Annotated in this window: 17 protein-coding genes; 15 read left to right on the top strand and 2 right to left on the bottom strand. The window is 53.5% G+C overall.

Annotation, left to right across the window (positions count from 1 at the left end; translation table 11 throughout):
* Positions 1 to 9: 9 nt before the first annotated feature.
* Positions 10 to 882, top strand: coding sequence for a DNA-3-methyladenine glycosylase 2 (gene alkA, locus ACMGG3_RS10810; protein ID WP_414149915.1), 873 nt, complete (start codon positions 10 to 12; stop codon positions 880 to 882).
* On the opposite strand, the gene ACMGG3_RS10805 is transcribed toward alkA, so the two are convergent.
* Positions 847 to 4,176, bottom strand: coding sequence for a diguanylate cyclase (locus tag ACMGG3_RS10805; protein WP_047355807.1), 3,330 nt, complete (start codon positions 4,174 to 4,176; stop codon positions 847 to 849). The genes alkA and ACMGG3_RS10805 overlap by 36 nt on opposite strands.
* A gap of 343 nt (positions 4,177 to 4,519) precedes the next feature.
* Here ACMGG3_RS10805 and udk point away from each other — a divergent pair, with 343 nt between their 5' ends.
* From udk to asmA, 3 genes are all read left to right on the top strand, one after another.
* Positions 4,520 to 5,161 carry a uridine kinase gene (gene udk, locus ACMGG3_RS10800; protein ID WP_020883256.1) on the top strand — a complete coding sequence of 214 codons (642 nt, stop codon included), beginning with the start codon at positions 4,520 to 4,522 and terminating at the stop codon, positions 5,159 to 5,161.
* A 91-nt stretch (positions 5,162 to 5,252) separates the two neighbouring features.
* Positions 5,253 to 5,834, top strand: coding sequence for a dCTP deaminase (gene dcd, locus ACMGG3_RS10795; protein ID WP_020883257.1), 582 nt, complete (start codon positions 5,253 to 5,255; stop codon positions 5,832 to 5,834).
* Positions 5,835 to 5,856: 22 nt separating this feature from the next.
* On the top strand, positions 5,857 to 7,707 hold the full coding sequence (asmA, locus tag ACMGG3_RS10790) for an outer membrane assembly protein AsmA (protein WP_032680627.1): 1,851 nt from the start codon (positions 5,857 to 5,859) through the stop codon (positions 7,705 to 7,707).
* A 46-nt stretch (positions 7,708 to 7,753) separates the two neighbouring features.
* Here asmA and ACMGG3_RS10785 read toward each other — a convergent pair whose 3' ends face one another.
* Positions 7,754 to 9,337 carry a TerC family protein gene (locus ACMGG3_RS10785; RefSeq protein WP_020883259.1) on the bottom strand — a complete coding sequence of 528 codons (1,584 nt, stop codon included), beginning with the start codon at positions 9,335 to 9,337 and terminating at the stop codon, positions 7,754 to 7,756.
* A gap of 692 nt (positions 9,338 to 10,029) precedes the next feature.
* On the opposite strand from ACMGG3_RS10785, the gene ACMGG3_RS10780 reads away from it, so the two are divergent.
* From ACMGG3_RS10780 to fcl, 11 genes are read left to right on the top strand one after another with little or no spacing between them, the layout of a single operon-like run.
* Positions 10,030 to 11,169: a polysaccharide export protein gene (locus tag ACMGG3_RS10780; protein WP_414149885.1), complete on the top strand. Its 1,140-nt coding sequence runs from the start codon at positions 10,030 to 10,032 to the stop codon at positions 11,167 to 11,169.
* A gap of 6 nt (positions 11,170 to 11,175) precedes the next feature.
* A complete protein-coding gene (gene wzb, locus ACMGG3_RS10775) occupies positions 11,176 to 11,619 on the top strand; it encodes a low molecular weight protein-tyrosine-phosphatase Wzb (RefSeq protein WP_014170828.1) in 444 nt (147 codons plus the stop codon).
* A gap of 2 nt (positions 11,620 to 11,621) precedes the next feature.
* Positions 11,622 to 13,784 carry a tyrosine-protein kinase Wzc gene (gene wzc / locus ACMGG3_RS10770; protein ID WP_020883260.1) on the top strand — a complete coding sequence of 721 codons (2,163 nt, stop codon included), beginning with the start codon at positions 11,622 to 11,624 and terminating at the stop codon, positions 13,782 to 13,784.
* A gap of 22 nt (positions 13,785 to 13,806) precedes the next feature.
* Complete coding sequence (gene wcaA, locus ACMGG3_RS10765) at positions 13,807 to 14,649, top strand: colanic acid biosynthesis glycosyltransferase WcaA (RefSeq protein WP_014170826.1); 843 nt, start codon at positions 13,807 to 13,809, stop codon at positions 14,647 to 14,649.
* Entirely contained in the window at positions 14,649 to 15,140 is a 492-nt protein-coding gene (wcaB, locus tag ACMGG3_RS10760) for a colanic acid biosynthesis acetyltransferase WcaB (RefSeq protein ID WP_014170825.1), read from the top strand. The genes wcaA and wcaB overlap by 1 nt, the downstream gene beginning before the upstream one ends.
* Positions 15,137 to 16,354, top strand: coding sequence for a colanic acid biosynthesis glycosyltransferase WcaC (gene wcaC / locus ACMGG3_RS10755; RefSeq protein ID WP_014170823.1), 1,218 nt, complete (start codon positions 15,137 to 15,139; stop codon positions 16,352 to 16,354). Before wcaB ends, wcaC begins: the two co-directional genes overlap by 4 nt.
* Positions 16,329 to 17,549: a colanic acid polymerase WcaD gene (gene wcaD / locus ACMGG3_RS10750; RefSeq protein WP_020883262.1), complete on the top strand. Its 1,221-nt coding sequence runs from the start codon at positions 16,329 to 16,331 to the stop codon at positions 17,547 to 17,549. The genes wcaC and wcaD overlap by 26 nt, the downstream gene beginning before the upstream one ends.
* Positions 17,550 to 17,565: 16 nt before the next feature.
* Positions 17,566 to 18,312: a colanic acid biosynthesis glycosyltransferase WcaE gene (gene wcaE, locus ACMGG3_RS10745; protein ID WP_410384310.1), complete on the top strand. Its 747-nt coding sequence runs from the start codon at positions 17,566 to 17,568 to the stop codon at positions 18,310 to 18,312.
* Between the two features lie 15 nt (positions 18,313 to 18,327).
* Positions 18,328 to 18,876 carry a colanic acid biosynthesis acetyltransferase WcaF gene (gene wcaF / locus ACMGG3_RS10740; RefSeq protein WP_020883264.1) on the top strand — a complete coding sequence of 183 codons (549 nt, stop codon included), beginning with the start codon at positions 18,328 to 18,330 and terminating at the stop codon, positions 18,874 to 18,876.
* Positions 18,877 to 18,900: 24 nt separating this feature from the next.
* Complete coding sequence (gene gmd / locus ACMGG3_RS10735) at positions 18,901 to 20,022, top strand: GDP-mannose 4,6-dehydratase (RefSeq protein ID WP_014170819.1); 1,122 nt, start codon at positions 18,901 to 18,903, stop codon at positions 20,020 to 20,022.
* A 2-nt stretch (positions 20,023 to 20,024) separates the two neighbouring features.
* The gene (gene fcl, locus ACMGG3_RS10730; RefSeq protein WP_014170818.1) at positions 20,025 to 20,990 is read left to right on the top strand and encodes a GDP-L-fucose synthase; all 966 of its coding nucleotides are present in this window, start codon (positions 20,025 to 20,027) and stop codon (positions 20,988 to 20,990) included.
* The last annotated feature ends 2 nt before the right edge of the window (positions 20,991 to 20,992 follow it).

The raw sequence follows: 20,992 nt of genomic DNA, 5'->3' as shown, positions 1-20,992 counted from the left end.
GGAGCGATGATGTATACCCTGACCTGGCAACCCCCTTACGACTGGCAATGGATGTTTGGTTTCCTTGGCGCACGTGCGGTAGCGGGCGTAGAGACCGTCACGGACCACTATTACGAGCGCAGTTTCGCCTGTGAGGGGCATCAGGGGATATTTCGCGTTACGCCGGACAGCCAAACCCCTACGCTTACCGTGACGCTCAGCCCGGGCTTGATTCCGGTTGCGCAGACCTGCCTTGAGCGTATCGGGCGACTTTTCGATCTTGGCTGCGATCCTCAGGCGATCCGCTCGACACTGGGGGATCTGGGGGCCGCACGGCCAGGCTTACGGTTGCCGGGGGCGATGGATGCCTGGGAGCAGGGTGTGCGGGCGATACTCGGGCAACTGGTTAGCGTGGCGATGGCGGCAAAATTGGCTTCCCGCGTTGTCGCCCTGTGCGGAGTGCCGGTTGAAGACGCCCCGGGTTATCTCTGCTTCCCGACCCCGCACGCGCTGGCCGCAGCGGACCCGCTGGCGTTGAAAGCGCTTGGAATGCCGGTAAAGCGGGCGGAGTCGATCGTTCATCTGGCTCAGTCTGTGGTGGACGGGACGTTTCCGCTTTCCCCTCCTGCGGATATTGAGGCGGGAATGAAGGCCTTACAGCAGCGGCCCGGAATAGGACGCTGGACGGCAAACTACCTGGCCCTGCGCGGCTGGCAGGCGAAGGACGTTTTTCTGCCGGATGATTATCTGATTAAGCAACGTTTTGCCGGGATGACGCCTGCGCAAATTCGGCGCTACGCCCAGCGCTGGCAGCCCTGGCGCTCGTATGCGTTGCTGCACATCTGGTATACCGATGGCTGGGCGCCATCAGTTGATGGCGAAATAGCTGGTATTAAGCAGTAGATCCAACGGCTGCGGCTCGGCGATGGTGTCGCCGTAAATAAAATCAATGCCGATGCCGGAGAGCGTGTCCATCATGATGGGCTGGTTACACGGACCGGCGATGGTTTTCATGCCCAGGCGCTGGGCGTGCCCCTGAACGATCGTCACCATCATCTCATCCATCAGGTTGCCATAAACATTCGTCACCATTTCCGTATCAAGCATCAGATAATCGGCCATATTGGCGCTGAGGTGGCTAAAGACGTTCATATCGCGTCCCACCTGGCTGAGCACGACACGGCAGCCAGCATGGCGAAGCTTTTGCAGGCCCTGCTGCAGGTTCTCATCCGGGTTACATACCACGTCGGCAGCGATAACCAGATGCAGCAGACGGCCCGGCATGGGGCTCTTCTCCAGCAGGTCGACAAGTTCATCAACCAGCGTGACGCTTGCTAAACCCGCTTCAGACAGCGGAAGCCCGACCCCCATGCCTTTGTGGGCGACCTGTGCGGCGGAGGTGCGGAAAAACTCGTTGAAGATACGTCTGTCAAGGGCGTGCAACAGTTCAGGCTCCGCAAGTCCGGAGCGGAACGCATGCTCTTCCTGCACTTCGCCCTGGCTGGTCCACAGGCGTAATGAAATCAGCCAGAAGTTGCAGCTTTCCGGTATCCGTGGAGACGCGACGCTGCGGGCAATCATCATCAGGTGATTGTCTTTAATCATGTGCCACTGCTCATCAAGCGACATCATGCTGCGCATGCCGTGGTCCCGTTCCTGCTGGGGTTCGTAAACCGTGACGACACCGCGTCCGCTGTTTTTCGAGGCGTAACAGGCGATATCCGCCTGCGACATGATTTCTGAAGCCTGATGGTTATTTTCATCAATCAGAGTGATACCCGCGCTGGCGCCGATCCGGTGCAGACGTCCTTCCCACATAAAGTGATAGTCATTGATGGTGTTAATCAGGCGGCCGGTAATATAACGCGCGCTTTCGATATTGCAGTCCGGGAGCAACAACCCGAATTCGTCCCCGCCGAGACGAGCCAGCACGTCGCTGGAACGGAGCATGGTCAACATTAATGACGAAAGCTCCCGCAGCAGAGCATCACCCGCCGCATGGCCTGCGGTGTCGTTGACGGCTTTAAAACGATCGAGATCGATAAACACCAGCGCATGACGCTGGCGTGTCTCCTGTACGGTCTGTAAGAGCCGTTTGAGGTGATTTTCGAAACTGACCCGGTTTGCGAGGTGGGTGAGGGCATCGTGCGAGGCACTGTAACTGAGCTGACGCAGCATTTTGCGCGATTCCGTCACGTCCTGAATCACGATCACGGAGCCAATGTTCTGCCCGTCCAGCGTACTGAGCGGGGTGATGCTGTAGTGGATATCGTAGTTGCCGCCGGTACGGCAGTTCAGCACCACGTCCTGGTCTATATCGGAACGAGACATATCGCCGCTGTGAATATTCTCCATCAGCGGTCCCTTTTCACCAAAGGTGATGTGCAACACTTTCAGGACAGGCTGCCCGATAGCCTCGGTCTGCAGCCAGCCGCTCATTTTCTCGGCAACCGGGTTCATAAAGGTGACATTCATGTCGATATCGGTACACAACACCGCTTCGCCGATGGAATCGAGGGTAATGTGCAAACGCTCTTTTTCCTGGAACAGCGCTTCGTTGAGCTGCTTCACCTCGGTCATGTCCATGTTGATGCCGAGCAGGCGTTCGACTTCACCCTGTTTGTTCAGTACCCGGTTCGCCAGAGAGCGTATATGGCGCACGCCTTCTTTAACACGAATGCGGAACTCAAGCTTAAACGGCAAACGTGAAATGAGGGAATCCCGGAGCACCTTTTCAGCGTGAGCGCGGTCTTCCGGGAGCATCGTTTCGTGCCAGAGCTGCCAGGTGGGCTTGATGTGCGGTGGGATCTCATACAGCTCAAACATCCGCTTATCCCAGCTGATAATGTCCGGCTCCAGATCCCACTCCCAGATGCCGATACCGCCCGCTTCGTTGGCGAGGGTGATGCGCTCCATCAGGCGTTTATTGACCCACTCGGTCTGCTTCAGGTCGTTAATATCTTCAATCTGGGCGATAAAATAGAGCGGTGAACCGTCGGTGTGGCGCACCACGGAGACGGCAAGCAGGGCCCAGACCACTTCACCATTGCGGGTGTAGTAACGCTTCTCAAGGGTGTAGGTGTTGATGTCGCCGTTGACCAACTGCTCCAGCTGTTCGAGATCGGTATTCAAATCTTCCGGCCAGGTTAACTGCTGGAAGGTGAGGGCCTGAAGCTCCGTCTGGCTGTATCCCAGGAAGTTACACAGGGCTTTATTGGCCTGAAGCCACTGCCCCTCAATGCTGACCAGCGCCATGCCGATGGCGGAATACTCCATCGCGTTACGAAAACGTGCTTCACTTTCGGTGATATGTTTGCGTTCGGCGCGAAAGGCATACATCACCATGGTCATAATATTGGCCGGCAACAGCATCATTAAAAAGGGCAGCCAGGGCGCGTTCAGCGTCACCAGCAGGTTTTGCGGCGTCATGGATACAGGGTTACGCGTCATGATCAGCGAGACCATCATTACGGTGACCAGAAACACCAGAAACGCCTCCATTCGCGGCAGGCGCACGGCGCTCCACATAAGCAGAACGATAACGCAGGTGAAGGGCCACGGCAGCCAGGTAATCGCCATCCAACTGAGAGCCAGCGTCACGGCCATGGTGGCCAGCGTTTCCAGCAGCAATTTTGGGTTGCGGTGACGCAGCAGATAATGTGGTTTAAACAGTAACCCTAACGGTACCAGCGCCAGCGCACCAATGGCTTCTGATAACACCCAGACGAGAAAATTACGCAGCGGCTCCGGACCCGGCACCAGAAGATACACCAGCACCCCGCCAACCAGCGGTGGCACCAGCGCACTGCCGATGGACAGACGGATCCAGTCATTCAGATTCTGCAGGGGGTTATACCACGGGAGCAGTTTACGCAGTAACACCGCGCCAATCACGGCTTCAACCACGTTGATAGCGGTATAGGTCGGGTTGATCGACGACCAGGAGAAAAGCATCCACGCGGCCAGGATATTGCCAAACGAGCAGGCCAGGGCGATACCCGGCCACATCTTTCCTGCATGACGGTAAAAGGCCACCATCATGATGGCGGTAGGGAACCAGAGCGGGGCGAGCAGGGTGCCGAAACGGGTCAGCTCCAGCGAAAATAAGGTAAAGATAAAGGTGACCAGGCCCAGACAGACAAGTCGCAATAAAGGATGTGGGGTGGTAACCAAAACCCGCTGGTATTGTTTATTCATTACCGCTTTATCCAGAGACGCCATGCCGTCAGGAGAGAAGTCCGGACGAGTGAATTTGATAATTTGGTTTATGCTAGTACAAACAATTTACAATTCATATGGCGACTGCTCATAATTTGACATCATAGACTTATTAAATAGTTACTCGGTAAAAAATCCCCGACAAACGCTGAAAAAACGTGCGTTTAAATTTCACAAAGGGATCATTTCGTCGCTTTTCACCCTGTCTCGCAGAACCTGCGCTTTCGACTGGTATCATGCCCGCGAAATCCCTATAATTGCCGCGTTTGACGCTCCGGCGTCGTCCTTCCTTAACATCCAGGTTAATCAGGTCGCTAAATTTATGACTGATAAGTCTCATCAGTGCGTCATTATAGGCATCGCCGGCGCATCGGCTTCAGGTAAAAGTCTTATTGCCAGTACGCTTTACCGCGAACTGCGTGAACAAGTTGGTGATGAGCATATCGGCGTCATTCCCGAAGACAGCTATTACAAAGATCAATCCCATCTGTCGATGGAAGAACGCGTAAAAACTAACTATGACCATCCTAATGCGATGGATCACAGCTTACTGTTCCAGCATTTAGAAGCACTTAAAAGCGGCCAGGCAATTGAACTTCCCGTCTATAGTTATGTAGAACATACCCGTACGCAGGAAACGATCCGTATCGAACCGAAGAAGGTCATTATCCTTGAAGGTATTTTGCTTCTGACCGACTCCCGTCTGCGTGAATCAATGAACTTCTCGATTTTCGTCGATACGCCGCTGGATATCTGCCTGATGCGCCGCATTAAGCGTGACGTGAATGAGCGTGGACGTTCGATGGACTCCGTGATGGCGCAATACCAGAAAACTGTCCGCCCGATGTTCCTGCAATTCATTGAACCATCCAAGCAATACGCCGATATCATCGTGCCTCGCGGCGGTAAAAACCGCATAGCCATTGATATCTTAAAAGCGAAAATCAGCCAGTTTTTTGAATAAGCCGCGCGAATTGTGTACCGTTCAGGGATAACCTGGTTTTGCCCTGAGTCTTTATGGCTTCAGGGTACGATGCATGAAAGGAGAAAGTGCGATGCGTCTTTGTGATCGCGATATTGAAGCCTGGCTGGATGAAGGCCGTCTGTCTATTACACCACGTCCACCCGTGGAACGTATCAATGGTGTGACTGTTGATGTGCGCCTGGGAAATAAATTCCGCACCTTTAGCGGCCATACCGCACCGTTCATCGACCTTAGCGGGCCGAAGGATGAAGTCAGCGCCGCACTTGATCGCGTGATGAGTGATGAAATCGTTATTGACGAGGGCGAAGCCTTTTATCTGCATCCGGGTGAACTGGCGCTGGCGGTGACCTATGAATCCGTGACGCTGCCTGCGGACCTGGTCGGCTGGCTCGATGGCCGTTCTTCTCTGGCGCGACTGGGGCTGATGGTTCACGTGACCGCGCACCGTATCGATCCAGGCTGGTCGGGCCGTATCGTGCTCGAGTTCTTCAATGCCGGTAAACTGCCTCTGGCACTGCGTCCAGGGATGATGATCGGTGCGCTGAGCTTTGAACCGCTAACCGGTCCGGCAGATCGTCCTTATAACCGCCGTCAGGACGCTAAATATCGCGACCAGCAGGGTGCGGTCGCGAGCCGTATTGATAAAGACTGATCGTTAGTCCACTGAGGATGCTATGAGAAGAGTTCTGACAACGCTGATGATTTTGCTGGTGGTTCTGGTTGCTGGCCTTTCGGCGTTAGTCCTGCTTGTTAACCCTAATGATTTCCGTGCTTACATGGTGCGGCAGGTCGAAGCGCGTAGTGGTTATCAACTGAAGCTTGATGGGCCGCTGCGCTGGCACGTCTGGCCGCAACTCAGCATTCTCTCAGGCCGCATGTCGTTAACCGCGCCGGGTGCCTCCCAGCCGCTGGTCTCTGCCGATAACATGCGTCTTGATGTGGCGTTGATCCCGCTCTTTTCACACCAGTTGCAGGTCGACCAGGTGATGCTGAAAGGGGCGGTGATTCAGCTGACGCCGCAAACTGAAGCCGTGCGTGACTCGGATGCGCCGGTCGCCCCGCGGGAAAATACGCTGCCCGACGAGCCGACGGATACGGGCTGGTCATTTGATATAGCCAAACTGAAAGTCGCCGACAGCGTGCTGGTTTTCCAGCATGAGTCCGACGAGCAGGTAACCGTCCGTAACATCAACCTGAAGATGGAGCAGGACGCCCATCATATTGCCTCGCTGGAGTTTAGCGGAAGGCTGAACCGCGATCAGCGCGATCTGAATCTGTCGCTGAACGCCAACGTAAATGCCTCAGATTACCCCCATCAGCTCACGGCGGATATTCAGCAACTGAACTGGCAACTGACGGGAGCCGATCTTCCTGCCCAGGGGATCACCGGTCAGGGAACGCTGCAGGCCGTGTGGCGCGAAGAGCAAAAACAGCTTGAGCTGGATAACCTCAATCTGCAGGCGAATGACAGCAGTCTGACAGGGCAGGCGAGCGTCACGCTTGAGGAGAAGCCGAAGTGGGTAATGAATCTGCAGTTTGACAAGCTCAATCTGGAGAACTTACTTCCGCCTCAGCCAGCGGGTGCAACCGACGGTAACGCCGCTCAGAATGGGCAAAGCCAGCCGTCCAAGCCGCGTCCGGTCATCTCCTCGAGTCTTGATCAGCCAGACTATAACGGTCTGCGTGGATTCACGGCCGATATCTTACTGAAAGCTAACAGCCTGCGCTGGCGCGGTATCGATTTTACCGACGTGAGCAGCCAGATGTTTAACCATAACGGTTTGCTGGTGATCTCCGAACTGAGCGGCAAAATGGGCGCCGGACATCTTTCTCTGCCGGGCACGCTGGACGTGCGTAAAGAGACGGCCAGCGCCGAATTCCAGCCGCGTCTCGACAACGTTGAGATTGGTACCATCCTTAAAGCCTTTAATTACCCGATCTCCTTAACGGGCCAACTGACGCTGGCGGGTGACTTCTCGGGGACGAAGATTGATGCTGAGGCTTTCCGCCGCGAATGGCAGGGGCAGGCCCATCTTGATCTGAAAGATTCCCGTATGGAAGGGCTTAATTTCCAGCAGCTGGTGCAGCAGGCGGTGGAGCGCAGCAGTGATGTCAAAGCCCAGGAAAACTACGACAGCGCAACGCGCCTCGACAGCTTTACCACTGACCTGACGCTGGATAACGGGCAGCTCACCCTCGACGGAATGCAGGGAACCTCTTCACTCCTGTCGTTAACCGGTGAAGGTAAGCTGGATCTGGTGAAAGAGACGGCGGATACCCGATTTAACGTGCGGGTACTTTCCGGCTGGCAGGGTGAAAGTAAACTGATCGACTTCCTTAAAGAGACGCCGGTTCCGCTCACTGTCTATGGCAAATGGCAGGCGCTGAATTACAGCCTTCAGGTGGATCAGATCCTGCGCAAACATCTGCAGGACGAAGCGAAACGTCGTCTGAACGACTGGGCGGATCGGAATAAAGATTCACAGTCAGGGAAGGATGTGAAGAAGCTGTTAGATAAGCTTTGATGCCCGAGCGCCCGGTAGCGCACATGCTACCGGGCAAAACAACTCACTAAACCTCATAGTCCAGTTCTTCTTCATCCCGCAGTGGAATGAGCTGCACCTTCTGTACACGGTGGCTCTCAACCTGCAACGTTTTAAGCAGATAGTCGCCCACCTGAACCTCTTCTCCCGGTTGCGGGATACGCTGCAAATATTCCATCAGCAGACCGGCAATAGTGTGGTATTCGCGTTTTTCATCCAACGGCAGCGGCACATATTGCACCAGGTCTTCCAGCGGCATATGGCCGTTCGCCGTCCACGACCCGTCGGCATTTTTCTGGATGTCGTGGCGCGCATCAATCTCATCCACCTCGTTGGGCAAATTACCGGCGATGGTTTCCATGACGTCGCTGAGCGTGACCAGTCCTTCAACGGAACCGAATTCATCCACCACAAAGGCAAAGTGAGTGCGCGCGTTACGGAACTGCTCAAGGGCAGAAAGCAGCTGCAGTCCTTCAGGGAAGACCAGCGGCTGGCGCACCAGAGCGCGCAGATTGAGTGCTTCACCGTGCAGCTGCTGTTGCAGCAGGTCGATGACGTGCACCACGCCCAGCAACTCCTCTTCCTCTTCACCACCGGTGACAACCACGCGGGTGTGCTGGTTTTTATCCAGCAGGGCGCGAATGTGCTCCTCCGGTGCCGTCAGGTCGATATGCTCAATGTCATGCCGTGATGTCATGATGCTGCTGACCGTCCGCTGATTAAGATTGAGCACTCGCTCAATCATCAGTCGCTCCTGCGGATTAAAGATCAGCCCGTCACTGTGATCGGCAAGCATCGCGGCGGATTCCGCATCCAGTTCCGCATCCTCTTTTTTCCCGCTCAGCAGGCGCATGACCGTGTCGGCCGTGCGTTGACGTAACGTCTGATTCGCTGAGAGGAAACGGCGACGGTTGAATATCGCCAGCTGGTTCAGCGCTTCAATCATTACTGAGAAACCAATGGCGGCATACAGATAGCCTTTCGGAATGTGGAATCCAAACCCGTCTGCCACCAGGCTAAAGCCAATCATCAGCAGGAAACTCAGGCAGAGAATAACAATGGTCGGGTGGCTGTTAACGAACCGGGTCAGGGCTTTACTTGCCATCACCATCAGCGTAATGGCAATGATCACTGCGGCCATCATCACGGCCAGGTGGTCAACCATCCCGACGGCGGTGATCACCGAGTCCAGTGAGAAGACGGCATCCAGCACCACGATTTGCGCCACCACAGGCCAGAATTTTGCCCCGCGTCGCTGGGTCGGGTTTTCACTGTCTTTGCCTTCGAGCCGCTCATTAAGTTCAACCGTCGCTTTAAACAGCAGGAACAACCCACCGAAGAGCATGATCAGGTCACGGGCGCTGAAGCTCAGGCCGTGAACGGAGAACAGAGGCTGTGTCAGCGTGACCAGCCAGGAGATAGAGGCCAGCAGCAGCAACCGCATCACCATCGCCAAAAGCAGGCCCGTTACGCGAGCGCGGTCACGCTGAGAAGGGGGCAGTTTTTCGGCGAGGATGGCGATAAAGACCAGATTATCAATACCGAGCACCAATTCGATGACAACCAGCGTCACCAGTCCGGCCCAGATTGATGGATCGGCAATCCATTCCATAGTAATAGCAATACCTTCTGTTATATGACGAATGTCACACTTCGATCATGGATAAAGCGGCGGGAAATTGCAATGCCGGGCTGAGATTTCTCTTAATAAGGCCGAACAAAAAGAGAGCAATACGCTGGCGCTGTAAATAAGGTAATTACGTATATTTTATTACGCACAGTACATTTTAGGATATATCGCAATTAATGGTTTTTATTGTTGCTTTGTCAATATAAAGAAAATCCTAAAAGGTCAAAACTTTGCTCTTAATATTAATCTTAAAAACAGTTATTAGGACAGTTGTCTCCTTGCCTGCTATTAGGTTAGCTGCAACAATTCCTCCAGCATCAAATGTTAAATCTCCTTGTTGCTATTATTGTTTCGGTCTTCAGGAATGGTTATTGATTATCCGTCGGGCGTTTTTGCGGCTGATATATTTCCAGAAGACCTTGTTCAAGAGGGTGTCTATCCATAACACATTGTTTAGTCAGTGGATTGGTAACTGAAAGCCAAGGGCGGTAGCGTGCCTGAAAGCGTGTGAATCAGCCTCGATTATTCTGTCAATAGCCAATGGATGAATAAGCTTTTTTTAGGACTGATGCCAGTTATATTTCTATTTGATTAACTGCATGCTGAAACCCAATACGACCCGGCTTATTTTAAATTGCACAGGATAATTACTCTGCCAAAGTGATAAATAATCAATGATGAAATCCAAAATGAAATTGATGCCATTATTGGTGTCTGTGACCTTGATGAGTGGTTGTACGGTCTTTCCCGGCAGCAATATGTCAACAATGGGTAAGGATGTGATCAAGCAGCAGGATGCCGATTTTGATCTCGACAAAATGGTGAATGTTTATCCACTCACGCCACGTCTGGTCGAACAATTACGTCCACGTCCGAATGTTGCTCAGCCAAATATGTCTCTGGATCAGGAGATTGCCTCCTACCAGTACCGCGTGGGGCCGGGTGATGTCATCAACGTCACCGTCTGGGACCACCCTGAACTGACCACACCAGCGGGCCAGTACCGTAGCTCAAGCGACACCGGTAACTGGGTACAGTCAGACGGCACCATGTTCTATCCCTATATTGGCAAGGTACACGTTGCCGGGAAAACGCTCGCCGAAATCCGCAGTGATATTACCGGCCGCTTAGCGCAGTACATCGCCGATCCGCAGGTGGACGTTAATATCGCCGCATTCCGCTCGCAAAAAGCCTATATCTCCGGACAGGTGAATAAATCCGGTCAACAGGCCATCACCAACGTACCGCTGACCATTCTGGATGCCATTAACGCCGCCGGCGGTTTAACCGACGGTGCCGACTGGCGCAACGTGGTTCTGACACACAACGGCAAAGAGCAGCGCATTTCGCTGCAGGCGCTGATGCAAAACGGTGACCTGACTCAGAACCGTCTGCTCTATCCGGGCGACATTCTTTACGTACCGCGCAATGACGATCTGAAAGTGTTCGTGATGGGCGAAGTTAAGAAACAGAGCACCCTCAAAATGGACTTCAGCGGCATGACCCTGACCGAAGCGCTGGGTAATGCAGAGGGTATTGATCTGACCACCTCCAACGCCACCGGTATCTTCGTGATCCGTCCGCTGAAAGGTGAGGGCAGTGCGAAAGGCAAGATTGCCAACATCTACCAGCTGGATATGTCCGATGCGACGTCTCTGGTGATGGCAACGGAGTTCCGTCTCCAGCCATACGATGTGGTGTATGTCACCACCGCACCGGTTGCCCGCTGGAACCGTCTGATCAACCAGTTGCTGCCAACCATCAGTGGCGTTCGCTACATGACGGATACGGCGCGCGACATTCATACCTGGTAATCCGCGATGTTTAACAAAATTCTGGTGGTATGCGTGGGGAACATTTGCCGTTCCCCTACGGCTGAACGGCTGCTGAAACTCTACCAGCCCGAACTGACCGTTGAATCCGCAGGGCTGGGTGCGCTGGTCGGTAAAGGTGCCGATGAGCGCGCAACGAGCGTGGCCCGCGATCATAACCTTTCGCTCGACGGGCACATCGCCCGTCAGGTCACCGGCCGTATGTGCCGGGAGTATGACCTGATCCTGACGATGGAAAAACGCCATATCCATGCGCTGTGTGATATCGCACCGGAGATGCGCGGCAAGGTGATGCTGTTTGGTCACTGGGACAATGAACGCGAAATCCCCGATCCATATCGCAAAAGCCATGAGGCCTTCGAGGCGGTATACACCTTACTTGACCAGTCTGCCCGTCAGTGGGCGCAGGCACTGAAAGCTCAGCAGGGATAACAATGACAGAAAAAACAAAACCTTCTGCCGCCCCGACTTCGGGCAGTGATGAAATCGATATTGGTCGCCTGGTCGGCACCGTCGTAGAGGCAAAGTGGTGGGTGCTTGGGATCACCGCCGTGTTTGCCGCGGCGGCCGTCGTCTATACGCTGTTTGCGACGCCCATCTACAGTGCCGATGCGCTGGTGCAGATTGAGCAGAATACCGGTAACTCGCTGGTGCAGGACATTGGCTCCGCACTGGCGAACAAACCGCCGGCCTCCGATGCGGAAATTCAGCTGATCCAGTCGCGCCTGGTTCTGGGTAAAACCGTTCACGACCTCGGCCTTGATATCTCCGTCACCAAAAATACCTTCCCGATCTTTGGTGCCGGCTGGGACCGTCTGATGGGACGCAGCAACGACACGGTCAAAGTGACTGACTTTGTGCTGCCAAAAGGAAGCGCGGATCAGACCTTTACCCTGACGGTGTTAGGCCCAAAACAGTACCAGTTAACCAGCGATGCGGGCTTTAGCGCGCGCGGTGAGGTGGGGCAGATGCTGACGAAACAGGGTGTCAGCATGATGGTCAGCGCGATCCACGCCCAGGAGGGCGGTGAATTTACCGTGACCAAATTCTCCACGCTGGGAATGATTAACAATCTGCAGAACAACCTGACCGTCACCGAAAACGGCAAGGACACCGGTGTCCTGAGCATGACCTTTACCGGTGAAGATAAGGATCAGATCCGCGACATCCTCAACAGCATCACCCGTAACTATCTTGAGCAGAACGTTGAGCGTAAATCGGCTGAAGCAGCGAAAAGCCTGGCATTCCTCGCTAAACAGCTTCCGGAAGTCCGCGCCCGTCTGGATGATGCCGAGAACAAGCTTAACGCCTATCGTCAGGATAAAGACTCTGTCGACCTGCCGCTGGAAGCGAAATCCGTTCTCGACTCGATGGTTAACATTGATGCGCAGCTTAACGAGCTGACCTTCAAAGAGGCGGAAATTTCCAAGCTTTATACCAAGCGTCACCCGGCCTACCGTACGCTGCTCGAGAAACGCCGCACGCTGGAAGAAGAGAAAGCGAAACTCAACGACCGCGTCACTGCGATGCCTAAAACGCAGCAGGAAATCGTACGTCTGACCCGCGATGTGGAATCCGGACAGCAGGTGTACATGCAGCTGCTGAATAAACAGCAGGAGCTGAAAATCACCGAAGCCAGTACCGTTGGTGATGTGCGCATCGTTGACCCGGCCATCACCCAGCCTGGGGTGCTGAAGCCGAAGAAAGCCCTCATCATTCTCGGCAGCATTATTCTGGGTCTTATCCTCTCCATCGTTGGCGTGCTGCTTCGCTCGCTGTTCAACCGTGGAATCGAAAGCCCGCAGGCACTGGAAGAGAGCGGTATCAACGTCTACGCCAGCATCCCGCTGTCGGAGTGGCAAAAATCGCGTGACAGCGTCAAAACCACCAAAGGCGTTAAGCGTTACAAACAAAGTCAGCTGCTGGCAGTGGGTAACCCAACCGATCTGGCCATCGAAGCGATTCGTAGTCTGCGTACCAGTCTGCACTTCGCCATGATGCAGGCCAAAAACAATGTTCTGATGCTGACCGGTGTCAGCCCGTCAATTGGTAAGACCTTTGTCTGTGCCAACCTGGCGGCGGTGGTGAGCCAGACCAATAAACGGGTGCTGCTGATCGACTGTGATATGCGTAAGGGCTATACCCACGAACTGCTGGGTACCAATAACGTCAACGGGCTGTCGGAAATCCTGCTGGGCAAAGGTGAGATTAGCCAGAGTGCAAAACCGACGACGGTGCCGAAGTTTGACCTTATTCCGCGTGGTCAGGTGCCGCCGAATCCATCAGAGCTGCTGATGAGTGAACGTTTTAGCGAGCTGGTGGAGTGGGCGAGCAAAAACTATGACCTGGTGTTGATTGATACCCCACCAATTCTGGCGGTGACCGATGCCGCCATTGTGGGCCGCCATGCCGGCACCACGCTGATGGTGGCGCGTTACGCGGTGAACACGCTGAAGGAAGTGGAAACCAGCCTGAGCCGCTTCGAGCAAAACGGAATTGAAGTGAAAGGGGTGATCCTGAACTCCATCTTCCGTCGTGCGACCGGTTACCAGGACTACGGTTACTACGAGTACGAATACAAGTCTGACAGTCACTAATCGTTAGCTTTCGGGGAAGACCATGACTACACAACGCCCTTTAGTTTCTATTTATATGCCGACATGGAATCGTCAGCAGCTGGCGATCCGCGCAATAAAATCTGTGCTGCGACAGGATTACGATAACTGGGAACTGATCATCGTTGATGACTGTTCTTCCTCGTACGAACAGCTGCAAAAGTTTGTGACTGACCTTAACGACCCGCGCGTGGTTTACACGCACAACGAGATTAACTCCGGTGCGTGCGCGGTGCGTAACCAGGCGATTATGCAGGCTAAAGGCCAGTATCTGACCGGCATCGACGACGATGACGAATGGACGCCGAACCGTCTGTCGATCTTCCTGTCGCACAAAGCACAGCTGGTGACGCATGCGTTTTTGTATGCCAACGACTATGTCTGTCAGGGTGAAGTTTACTCGCAGCCTGCCAGCCTGCCGTTGTATCCGAAATCGCCTTACTCACGCCGCCTGTTCTATAAACGCAACATCATTGGTAATCAGGTCTTTACCTGGGCGTGGCGCTTTAAGGAGTGCCTGTTCGATACCGAGCTGAAGGCTGCGCAGGATTACGACATCTTCCTGCGCATGGTGATGGAGTATGGCGAGCCGTGGAAGGTGGAAGAGGCGACGCAGATCCTGCATATCAATCACGGGGAGATGCAAATCACCTCGTCGCCGAAGAAATTCTCTGGTTACTTCCACTTTTACCGCAAGCACAAGGACAAGTTCGACCGTGCCAGCCGGAAGTATCAGCTGTTTACCCTCTATCAGATCCGCAATAAGCGCATGAACTGGCGCACGTTGCTCACGTTGTTGTCCGTGCGTAACGGCAAGCGTCTGGCTGATGGACTTCGGGGGAAATAATGTTTCTGGAAGATTGCCGCGCTAACAGCTGGAGCCTGCGCCCGTGCTGCATGGTTCTGGCGTACCGCATCGCGCATTTTTGCTCGGTGTGGCGCAAGAAAAATGTTTTAAACAATCTCTGGGCAGCACCGGTGCTGGTGCTGTACCGCATCATTACTGAATGTTTTTTTGGTTATGAAATTCAGGCCGCTGCCACCATTGGTCGCCGTTTTACCATTCATCACGGTTATGCCGTGGTGATCAACAAATTCGTTGTAGCCGGTGATGATTTCACTATTCGCCACGCGGTCACCATCGGTAACCGTGGGCCCGACAGCCTGGCCTGCCCGGTGATTGGCAATAACGTCGAGCTGGGCGCGAACGTGGTCATCATTGGCGACATCACGATTGGTAACAACGTCACGATAGGCGCAGGGAGCGTGGTGCTGGACAGTATTCCGGATAACGCGCTGGTGGTGGGTGAGAAAGCCCGCGTGAAGGTGATCAAATGAACATTCTGCAATTTAACGTCCGTCTCGCAGAGGGCGGGGCGGCCGGTGTGGCGTTGGATCTTCATCAGCGCGCGCTGCAAAAAGGACTTCAGTCTCGTTTTATTTACGGTTATGGCAAAGGCGGTAAGAAAAGCGTCAGCCACGATAACTACCCGCAGGTGCATAAGCACACGCCGCGCCTGACTTCCGTGGCCAACATTGCCTTGTTCCGCCTGTTTAACCGCGATCTGTTTGGCAATCTTAATACCCTTTATCGCACCGTGACGCGCTCCCAGGGGCCGGTTGTACTGCATTTCCATGTGCTTCACAGCTACTGGCTGAACCTGGAAGAGGTGGTGGCGTTTTGCCAGAAGGTGCAGGCCCACAAACCGGATACCCGCTTCGTCTGGACGCTGCACGATCACTGGAGCGTGACCGGTCGCTGCGCCTTTACCGACGGGTGTGAAGGCTGGAAAAGCAACTGCCAGAAGTGCCCGACGCTGAGCAACTACCCGCCGGTGAAAGTGGATCGTGCCCATCAGCTGGTGGCCGGAAAGCGCCAGCTGTTCCGCGACATGCTCTCGCTCGGCTGTACGTTTATCTCCCCAAGCCAGCACGTTGCCGATGCCTTTAACAGTCTGTATGGGGCAGGGCGCTGTCAAATCATCAATAACGGTATCGACGTGGCGACGGAAGCGATTCTGGCCGAACTTACCCCGGTTGCAGAAACCCCGGGTAAACCAAAAATCGCTATCGTTGCGCATGACCTGCGTTACGACGGCAAAACCAATCAGCAGCTGGTGCGCGACATGATGGCGCTGGGTGACAAGATTGAACTGCACACCTTCGGCAAGTTCTCGCCGTTCGAAGGGGCTAACGTGGTGAATCACGGGTTTGAAACCGACAAGCGCAAACTGATGAGTGCCCTCAATGGGATGGATGCGCTGGTATTCAGTTCGCGCGTGGATAACTACCCGCTGATCCTGTGCGAAGCGCTCTCCATCGGTGTGCCGGTGATTGCCACCCACAGCGATGCGGCACGTGAAGTGCTGGAAAAATCGGGCGGGACCACGTTTGCGGAGCATGAGGTACTGCCTCTGGTGCAACTGCCGAAGGCGCAGATCGCGCAGGCCGTTTTTGGCACCGACCTGGAATCGTTCCGCAACCGCAGCCGCAAGGCCTACAGTGGACAACAGATGCTGGAGGAATATGTCTCGTTCTATCAGAGTCTGTAGTTATCTGCTGCTGCCGCTGATTTACCTGCTGGTCAACGTCAAAATTGCCCAGCTTGGCGAAAGCTTCCCGATAACCATAGTGACCTTCTTGCCCGTTCTGCTTCTGCTGTATGTCGACAAAATCAACCTCAAGAAGCTGATGATGGCCTTGGGGCTGGGCGTGGGTCTGACGCTATTTAACTACATCTTTGGTCAGTCTCTGGATGCCAGTAAATACGTCACCTCCACCATGCTGTTTGTTTATATCGTCATTATTATTGGCATGGTCTGGAGTATTCGTTTCAAGGTTATTTCGCCACACAATTATCGGAAAATCCTTAGGTTCTTTTATATTGCCGTTGCGTTAATTGTTATGCTTGCTGCACTGGAAATGGCGCAAATTATTTTGACCGGTGGCAGTAGCCTGATGGAGATAATTTCGAAATATCTCATTTACAGTAACAGCTATGTATTGAACTTCATCAAGTTTGGCGGAAAACGTACGACAGCCCTCTATTTTGAACCGGCGTTTTTTGCTCTGGCACTAATCTCAATTTGGCTCAGCATCAAACAGTTTGGTATCAAAACCCCTAAGACCGATGCTATGATTCTTGCAGGAATTGTTCTGTCAGGATCGTTCTCAGGGGTAATGACATTTATCCTGTTTTACCTGCTGGAGTGGGCGTTCCAGTACCTGAACAAAGATGCGATTAAGAAAAAACTGCCGCTGGCGATTATCTCTCTGACAGTATTTATGGTTGGCGTGATATTTGCCTTCCCATACATCTCAGAACGCCTGGGAGATTTGGGAACCGAAGGCTCGTCATCCTATTATCGTATCATTGGTCCGCTGGTGATGGTGGGTTATTCCTTAACCCATATCGATGGTGTAGTAAGATTCGGCTCACTTTACGAATATGTTGCATCATTCGGAATCTTTAACGGTGCGGATGTCGGTAAAACCATAGACAATGGCCTGTATCTGTTAATTATCTATTTTTCGTGGTTCGCCGTACTGTTGACACTGTGGTATCTGTTTAAAGTTTTCAAAATGATGATTAACGCGTTTGGTGATAACCAGAACTTTCGCGTGCAGCTTTATCTGTTTACACCGGTGTCGTTGTTTTTTACCGGGTCAATATTTAGCCCGGAATATGCTTTCTTGATTGTCTGTCCGTTTATTTTGCGCAAAGCGCTTAATATTACGAACGTATGACGAAATGAGGTGATTTATGTTTCTTAGCGTCATTACTGTCGCTTTTCGTAATTACGAAGGGGTGGTAAAAACCTGGCGCTCGCTGCGCAACCTGGCGCGCGATCCAAGCCTCACCTTTGAGTGGATTGTGGTCGATGGCGGCTCGAACGATGGTACGGCGGAGTTTCTGGAAAAACTCAACGGTGAGTTCAACTTACGTTTCATCAGCGAGAAAGATAAAGGCATCTACGATGCGATGAATAAAGGCATCGACATGGCGCAAGGCCGTTATGCCATCTTCCTGAATTCCGGTGACGTATTCCATGAGGATGTGGCGTTATTTGCCCGTCAGCTGGCGCGCCAGAAAGAGGATGCGATGTACATTGGCGACGCGCTGCTCGATTTTGGCGATGGCCATAAAGTTTGCCGCAGTGCGAAACCCGGCTGGTATATCTACCACAGTTTGCCTGCCAGCCATCAGGCCATTTTCTTCCCGGTAAAAGGTCTGAAAAAACAGCCTTACGATCTGCAGTATAAAGTTTCTTCAGATTATGCGCTGACTGCCAGCCTGTATAAATCAGGTTACCCGTTCCGTCGAATTAAAGGGCTGGTATCTGAATTTTCAATGGGCGGCGTGTCAACGTCTAATAATCTGGAACTGTGCCAGGATGCCAGAAATGTGCAGCGTAAAATATTAGGCGTGCCGGGGTTCTGGGCGGAATTATCTTATTTATTACGTCTGCGTACCACCGATAAAACGAAAACCTTATATAACAAAGCCTGAATATAAGGAAACGTAATGCAGGATCTTAAAGGTTTCTCCGTGCCGAAAGGCTTTCGGGGCGGGAGCGGTATTAAAGTGCAGTTGTGGTGGGCCGTACAGGCCACCTTATTTGCCTGGTCACCGCAAATACTGTACCGCTGGCGAGCTTTTTTATTGCGACTGTTTGGCGCAAAAATCGGAAAAAACGTAGTCATTCGCCCGTCGGTAAAAATTACCTACCCGTGGAAATTAACGCTTGGGGATTATGCGTGGGTAGGGGATGACGCGGTGTTATATACCCTTGGCGATATTACGATTGGCGCAAATTCAGTGGTTTCACAGAAGTGTTATTTGTGCACCGGCAGTCACGATTTTATGAGTCAGCATTTTGATATTACCGCCACTCCGATTGTGATTGGCGAAAAATGCTGGCTGGCGACAGATGTTTTTGTTGCACCTGGTGTTTCTGTTGGCGATGGCACGGTAGTCGGTGCCCGCAGCAGCGTTTTTAAATCGCTACCGGCAAATAAAATTTGCCGTGGCAACCCCGCAGTGGTGATACGCGAACGCGTTGAAACTGATTAAATTCATAAGTAGAGGAATATAAACATGTCTAAAGTCGCTCTCATCACCGGCGTTACCGGACAGGATGGTTCTTACCTGGCAGAACTGCTGCTGGAAAAAGGTTATGAAGTACACGGTATTAAGCGTCGTGCTTCTTCATTCAACACCGAACGTGTGGATCACATTTATCAGGATCCTCATGCGGCGAACCCGAAATTCCATCTGCACTACGGCGACCTGACCGATACTTCCAACCTGACCCGTATTCTGCAGGAAGTGCAGCCGGATGAAGTGTACAACCTGGGCGCGATGAGCCACGTTGCGGTCTCCTTCGAATCTCCGGAATACACCGCTGACGTTGACGCAATGGGTACGCTGCGTCTGCTGGAAGCGATTCGCTTCCTCGGCCTTGAGAAGAAAACCCGTTTCTACCAGGCATCCACCTCTGAGCTGTACGGTCTGGTGCAGGAAATTCCTCAGAAAGAGACTACCCCGTTCTATCCACGTTCTCCGTACGCCGTGGCGAAACTGTACGCGTACTGGATCACCGTGAACTACCGTGAATCCTACGGCATGTATGCCTGTAACGGCATTCTGTTCAACCACGAATCCCCACGTCGTGGTGAAACTTTCGTTACCCGTAAAATCACCCGCGCTATCGCTAACATCGCACAGGGTCTGGAATCTTGCCTGCACCTCGGCAACATGGATTCCCTGCGTGACTGGGGCCATGCCAAAGACTACGTAAAAATGCAGTGGATGATGCTGCAGCAGGAAAAACCAGAAGACTTCGTTATCGCAACCGGCGTGCAGTACTCCGTACGTCAGTTCGTTGAGATGGCTGCCGCTCAGCTGGGTATCAAACTGCGCTTCGAAGGTACCGGCGTGGAAGAGAAAGGCATCGTGGTTTCCGTAACGGGCCATGACGCACCGGGCGTGAAACCGGGCGACGTGATTGTACAGGTTGACCCACGTTACTTCCGTCCTGCTGAAGTGGAAACCCTGCTGGGCGACCCAACCAAAGCACACGAAACACTGGGCTGGAAACCAGAAACGACTCTGCAGGAGATGGTTTCCGAGATGGTTGCCAAAGATCTTGAAGCAGCGAAAAAACACTCCCTGCTCAAGTCTCATGGCTACGAGGTTGCCATCGCGCTGGAGTCCTGAGAATGACAAAACAACGTATTTTTGTCGCGGGTCATCGCGGAATGGTGGGTTCCGCGATTGTTCGCCAGCTTGAACAGCGCGGTGATGTCGATGTGATTGTCCGTACCCGTGACGAGCTGAACCTGCTCGACAGCAAAGCGGTACAGGACTTCTTCGCCAGTGAACGTATTGACCAGGTGTATCTGGCGGCGGCGAAAGTGGGCGGCATTGTTGCCAACAACACGTATCCGGCGGATTTCATCTACGAGAACATGATGATTGAGAGCAACATCATTCACGCAGCGCATCTGCACAACGTGAATAAGCTGTTGTTCCTCGGCTCATCCTGTATCTACCCGAAAATGGCGAAGCAGCCGATCGCTGAGAGCGAACTGCTGCAGGGCACGCTGGAAGCAACCAACGAGCCGTATGCGATTGCCAAGATTGCCGGGATCAAGCTGTGCGAATCCTACAACCGTCAGTATAACCGCGACTATCGTTCGGTGATGCCGACCAACCTGTACGGACCGCATGACAACTTCCACCCGAGCAATTCACACGTGATCCCGGCGCTGCTGCGTCGTTTCCACGAGGCAACGGCCGAAAATGCACCGGATGTGGTGGTGTGGGGCAGCGGGACGCCAATGCGTGAATTCCTGCATGTGGATGACATGGCGGCTGCCAGCATCCACGTAATGGAGCTGGATCGTGAGGTGTGGCAGGAAAACACCGAACCGATGCTGTCGCACATTAACGTCGGTACTGGCGTGGATTGCACCATTCGCGAGCTGGCGCAAACCATCGCGCAGGTGGTGGGTTACAAAGGCCGCGTGGTCTTTGACGCCACCAAACCGGACGGCACGCCGCGCAAACTGCTGGACGTGACCCGTCTGCATCAGCTGGGCTGGTATCACGAGGTATCACTGGAGCAGGGGCTGGCAAGCACCTACCAGTGGTTCCTTGAAAACCAGCACCGCTTCCGGGGGTAATG

The sequence above is a fragment of the Enterobacter sp. BNK-18 genome, from assembly GCF_047456135.1.
GTDB lineage: Bacteria > Pseudomonadota > Gammaproteobacteria > Enterobacterales > Enterobacteriaceae > Enterobacter > Enterobacter ludwigii.
The sequence above is the reverse complement of the archived record's forward strand: the minus strand, read 5'-3'. Positions and strand labels throughout refer to the sequence as shown.

Excerpts from the sequence above, each read along its gene's own strand:
- alkA (WP_414149915.1), top strand. The coding sequence starts at position 10 with ATGTATACCCTGACCTGGCAACCCCCTTACGACTGGCAATGGATGTTT.
- ACMGG3_RS10805 (WP_047355807.1), bottom strand. The coding sequence starts at position 4,176 with ATGAATAAACAATACCAGCGGGTTTTGGTTACCACCCCACATCCTTTA.
- udk (WP_020883256.1), top strand. The coding sequence starts at position 4,520 with ATGACTGATAAGTCTCATCAGTGCGTCATTATAGGCATCGCCGGCGCA.
- dcd (WP_020883257.1), top strand. The coding sequence starts at position 5,253 with ATGCGTCTTTGTGATCGCGATATTGAAGCCTGGCTGGATGAAGGCCGT.
- asmA (WP_032680627.1), top strand. The coding sequence starts at position 5,857 with ATGAGAAGAGTTCTGACAACGCTGATGATTTTGCTGGTGGTTCTGGTT.
- ACMGG3_RS10785 (WP_020883259.1), bottom strand. The coding sequence starts at position 9,337 with ATGGAATGGATTGCCGATCCATCAATCTGGGCCGGACTGGTGACGCTG.
- ACMGG3_RS10780 (WP_414149885.1), top strand. The coding sequence starts at position 10,030 with ATGATGAAATCCAAAATGAAATTGATGCCATTATTGGTGTCTGTGACC.
- wzb (WP_014170828.1), top strand. The coding sequence starts at position 11,176 with ATGTTTAACAAAATTCTGGTGGTATGCGTGGGGAACATTTGCCGTTCC.
- wzc (WP_020883260.1), top strand. The coding sequence starts at position 11,622 with ATGACAGAAAAAACAAAACCTTCTGCCGCCCCGACTTCGGGCAGTGAT.
- wcaA (WP_014170826.1), top strand. The coding sequence starts at position 13,807 with ATGACTACACAACGCCCTTTAGTTTCTATTTATATGCCGACATGGAAT.
- wcaB (WP_014170825.1), top strand. The coding sequence starts at position 14,649 with ATGTTTCTGGAAGATTGCCGCGCTAACAGCTGGAGCCTGCGCCCGTGC.
- wcaC (WP_014170823.1), top strand. The coding sequence starts at position 15,137 with ATGAACATTCTGCAATTTAACGTCCGTCTCGCAGAGGGCGGGGCGGCC.
- wcaD (WP_020883262.1), top strand. The coding sequence starts at position 16,329 with ATGTCTCGTTCTATCAGAGTCTGTAGTTATCTGCTGCTGCCGCTGATT.
- wcaE (WP_410384310.1), top strand. The coding sequence starts at position 17,566 with ATGTTTCTTAGCGTCATTACTGTCGCTTTTCGTAATTACGAAGGGGTG.
- wcaF (WP_020883264.1), top strand. The coding sequence starts at position 18,328 with ATGCAGGATCTTAAAGGTTTCTCCGTGCCGAAAGGCTTTCGGGGCGGG.
- gmd (WP_014170819.1), top strand. The coding sequence starts at position 18,901 with ATGTCTAAAGTCGCTCTCATCACCGGCGTTACCGGACAGGATGGTTCT.
- fcl (WP_014170818.1), top strand. The coding sequence starts at position 20,025 with ATGACAAAACAACGTATTTTTGTCGCGGGTCATCGCGGAATGGTGGGT.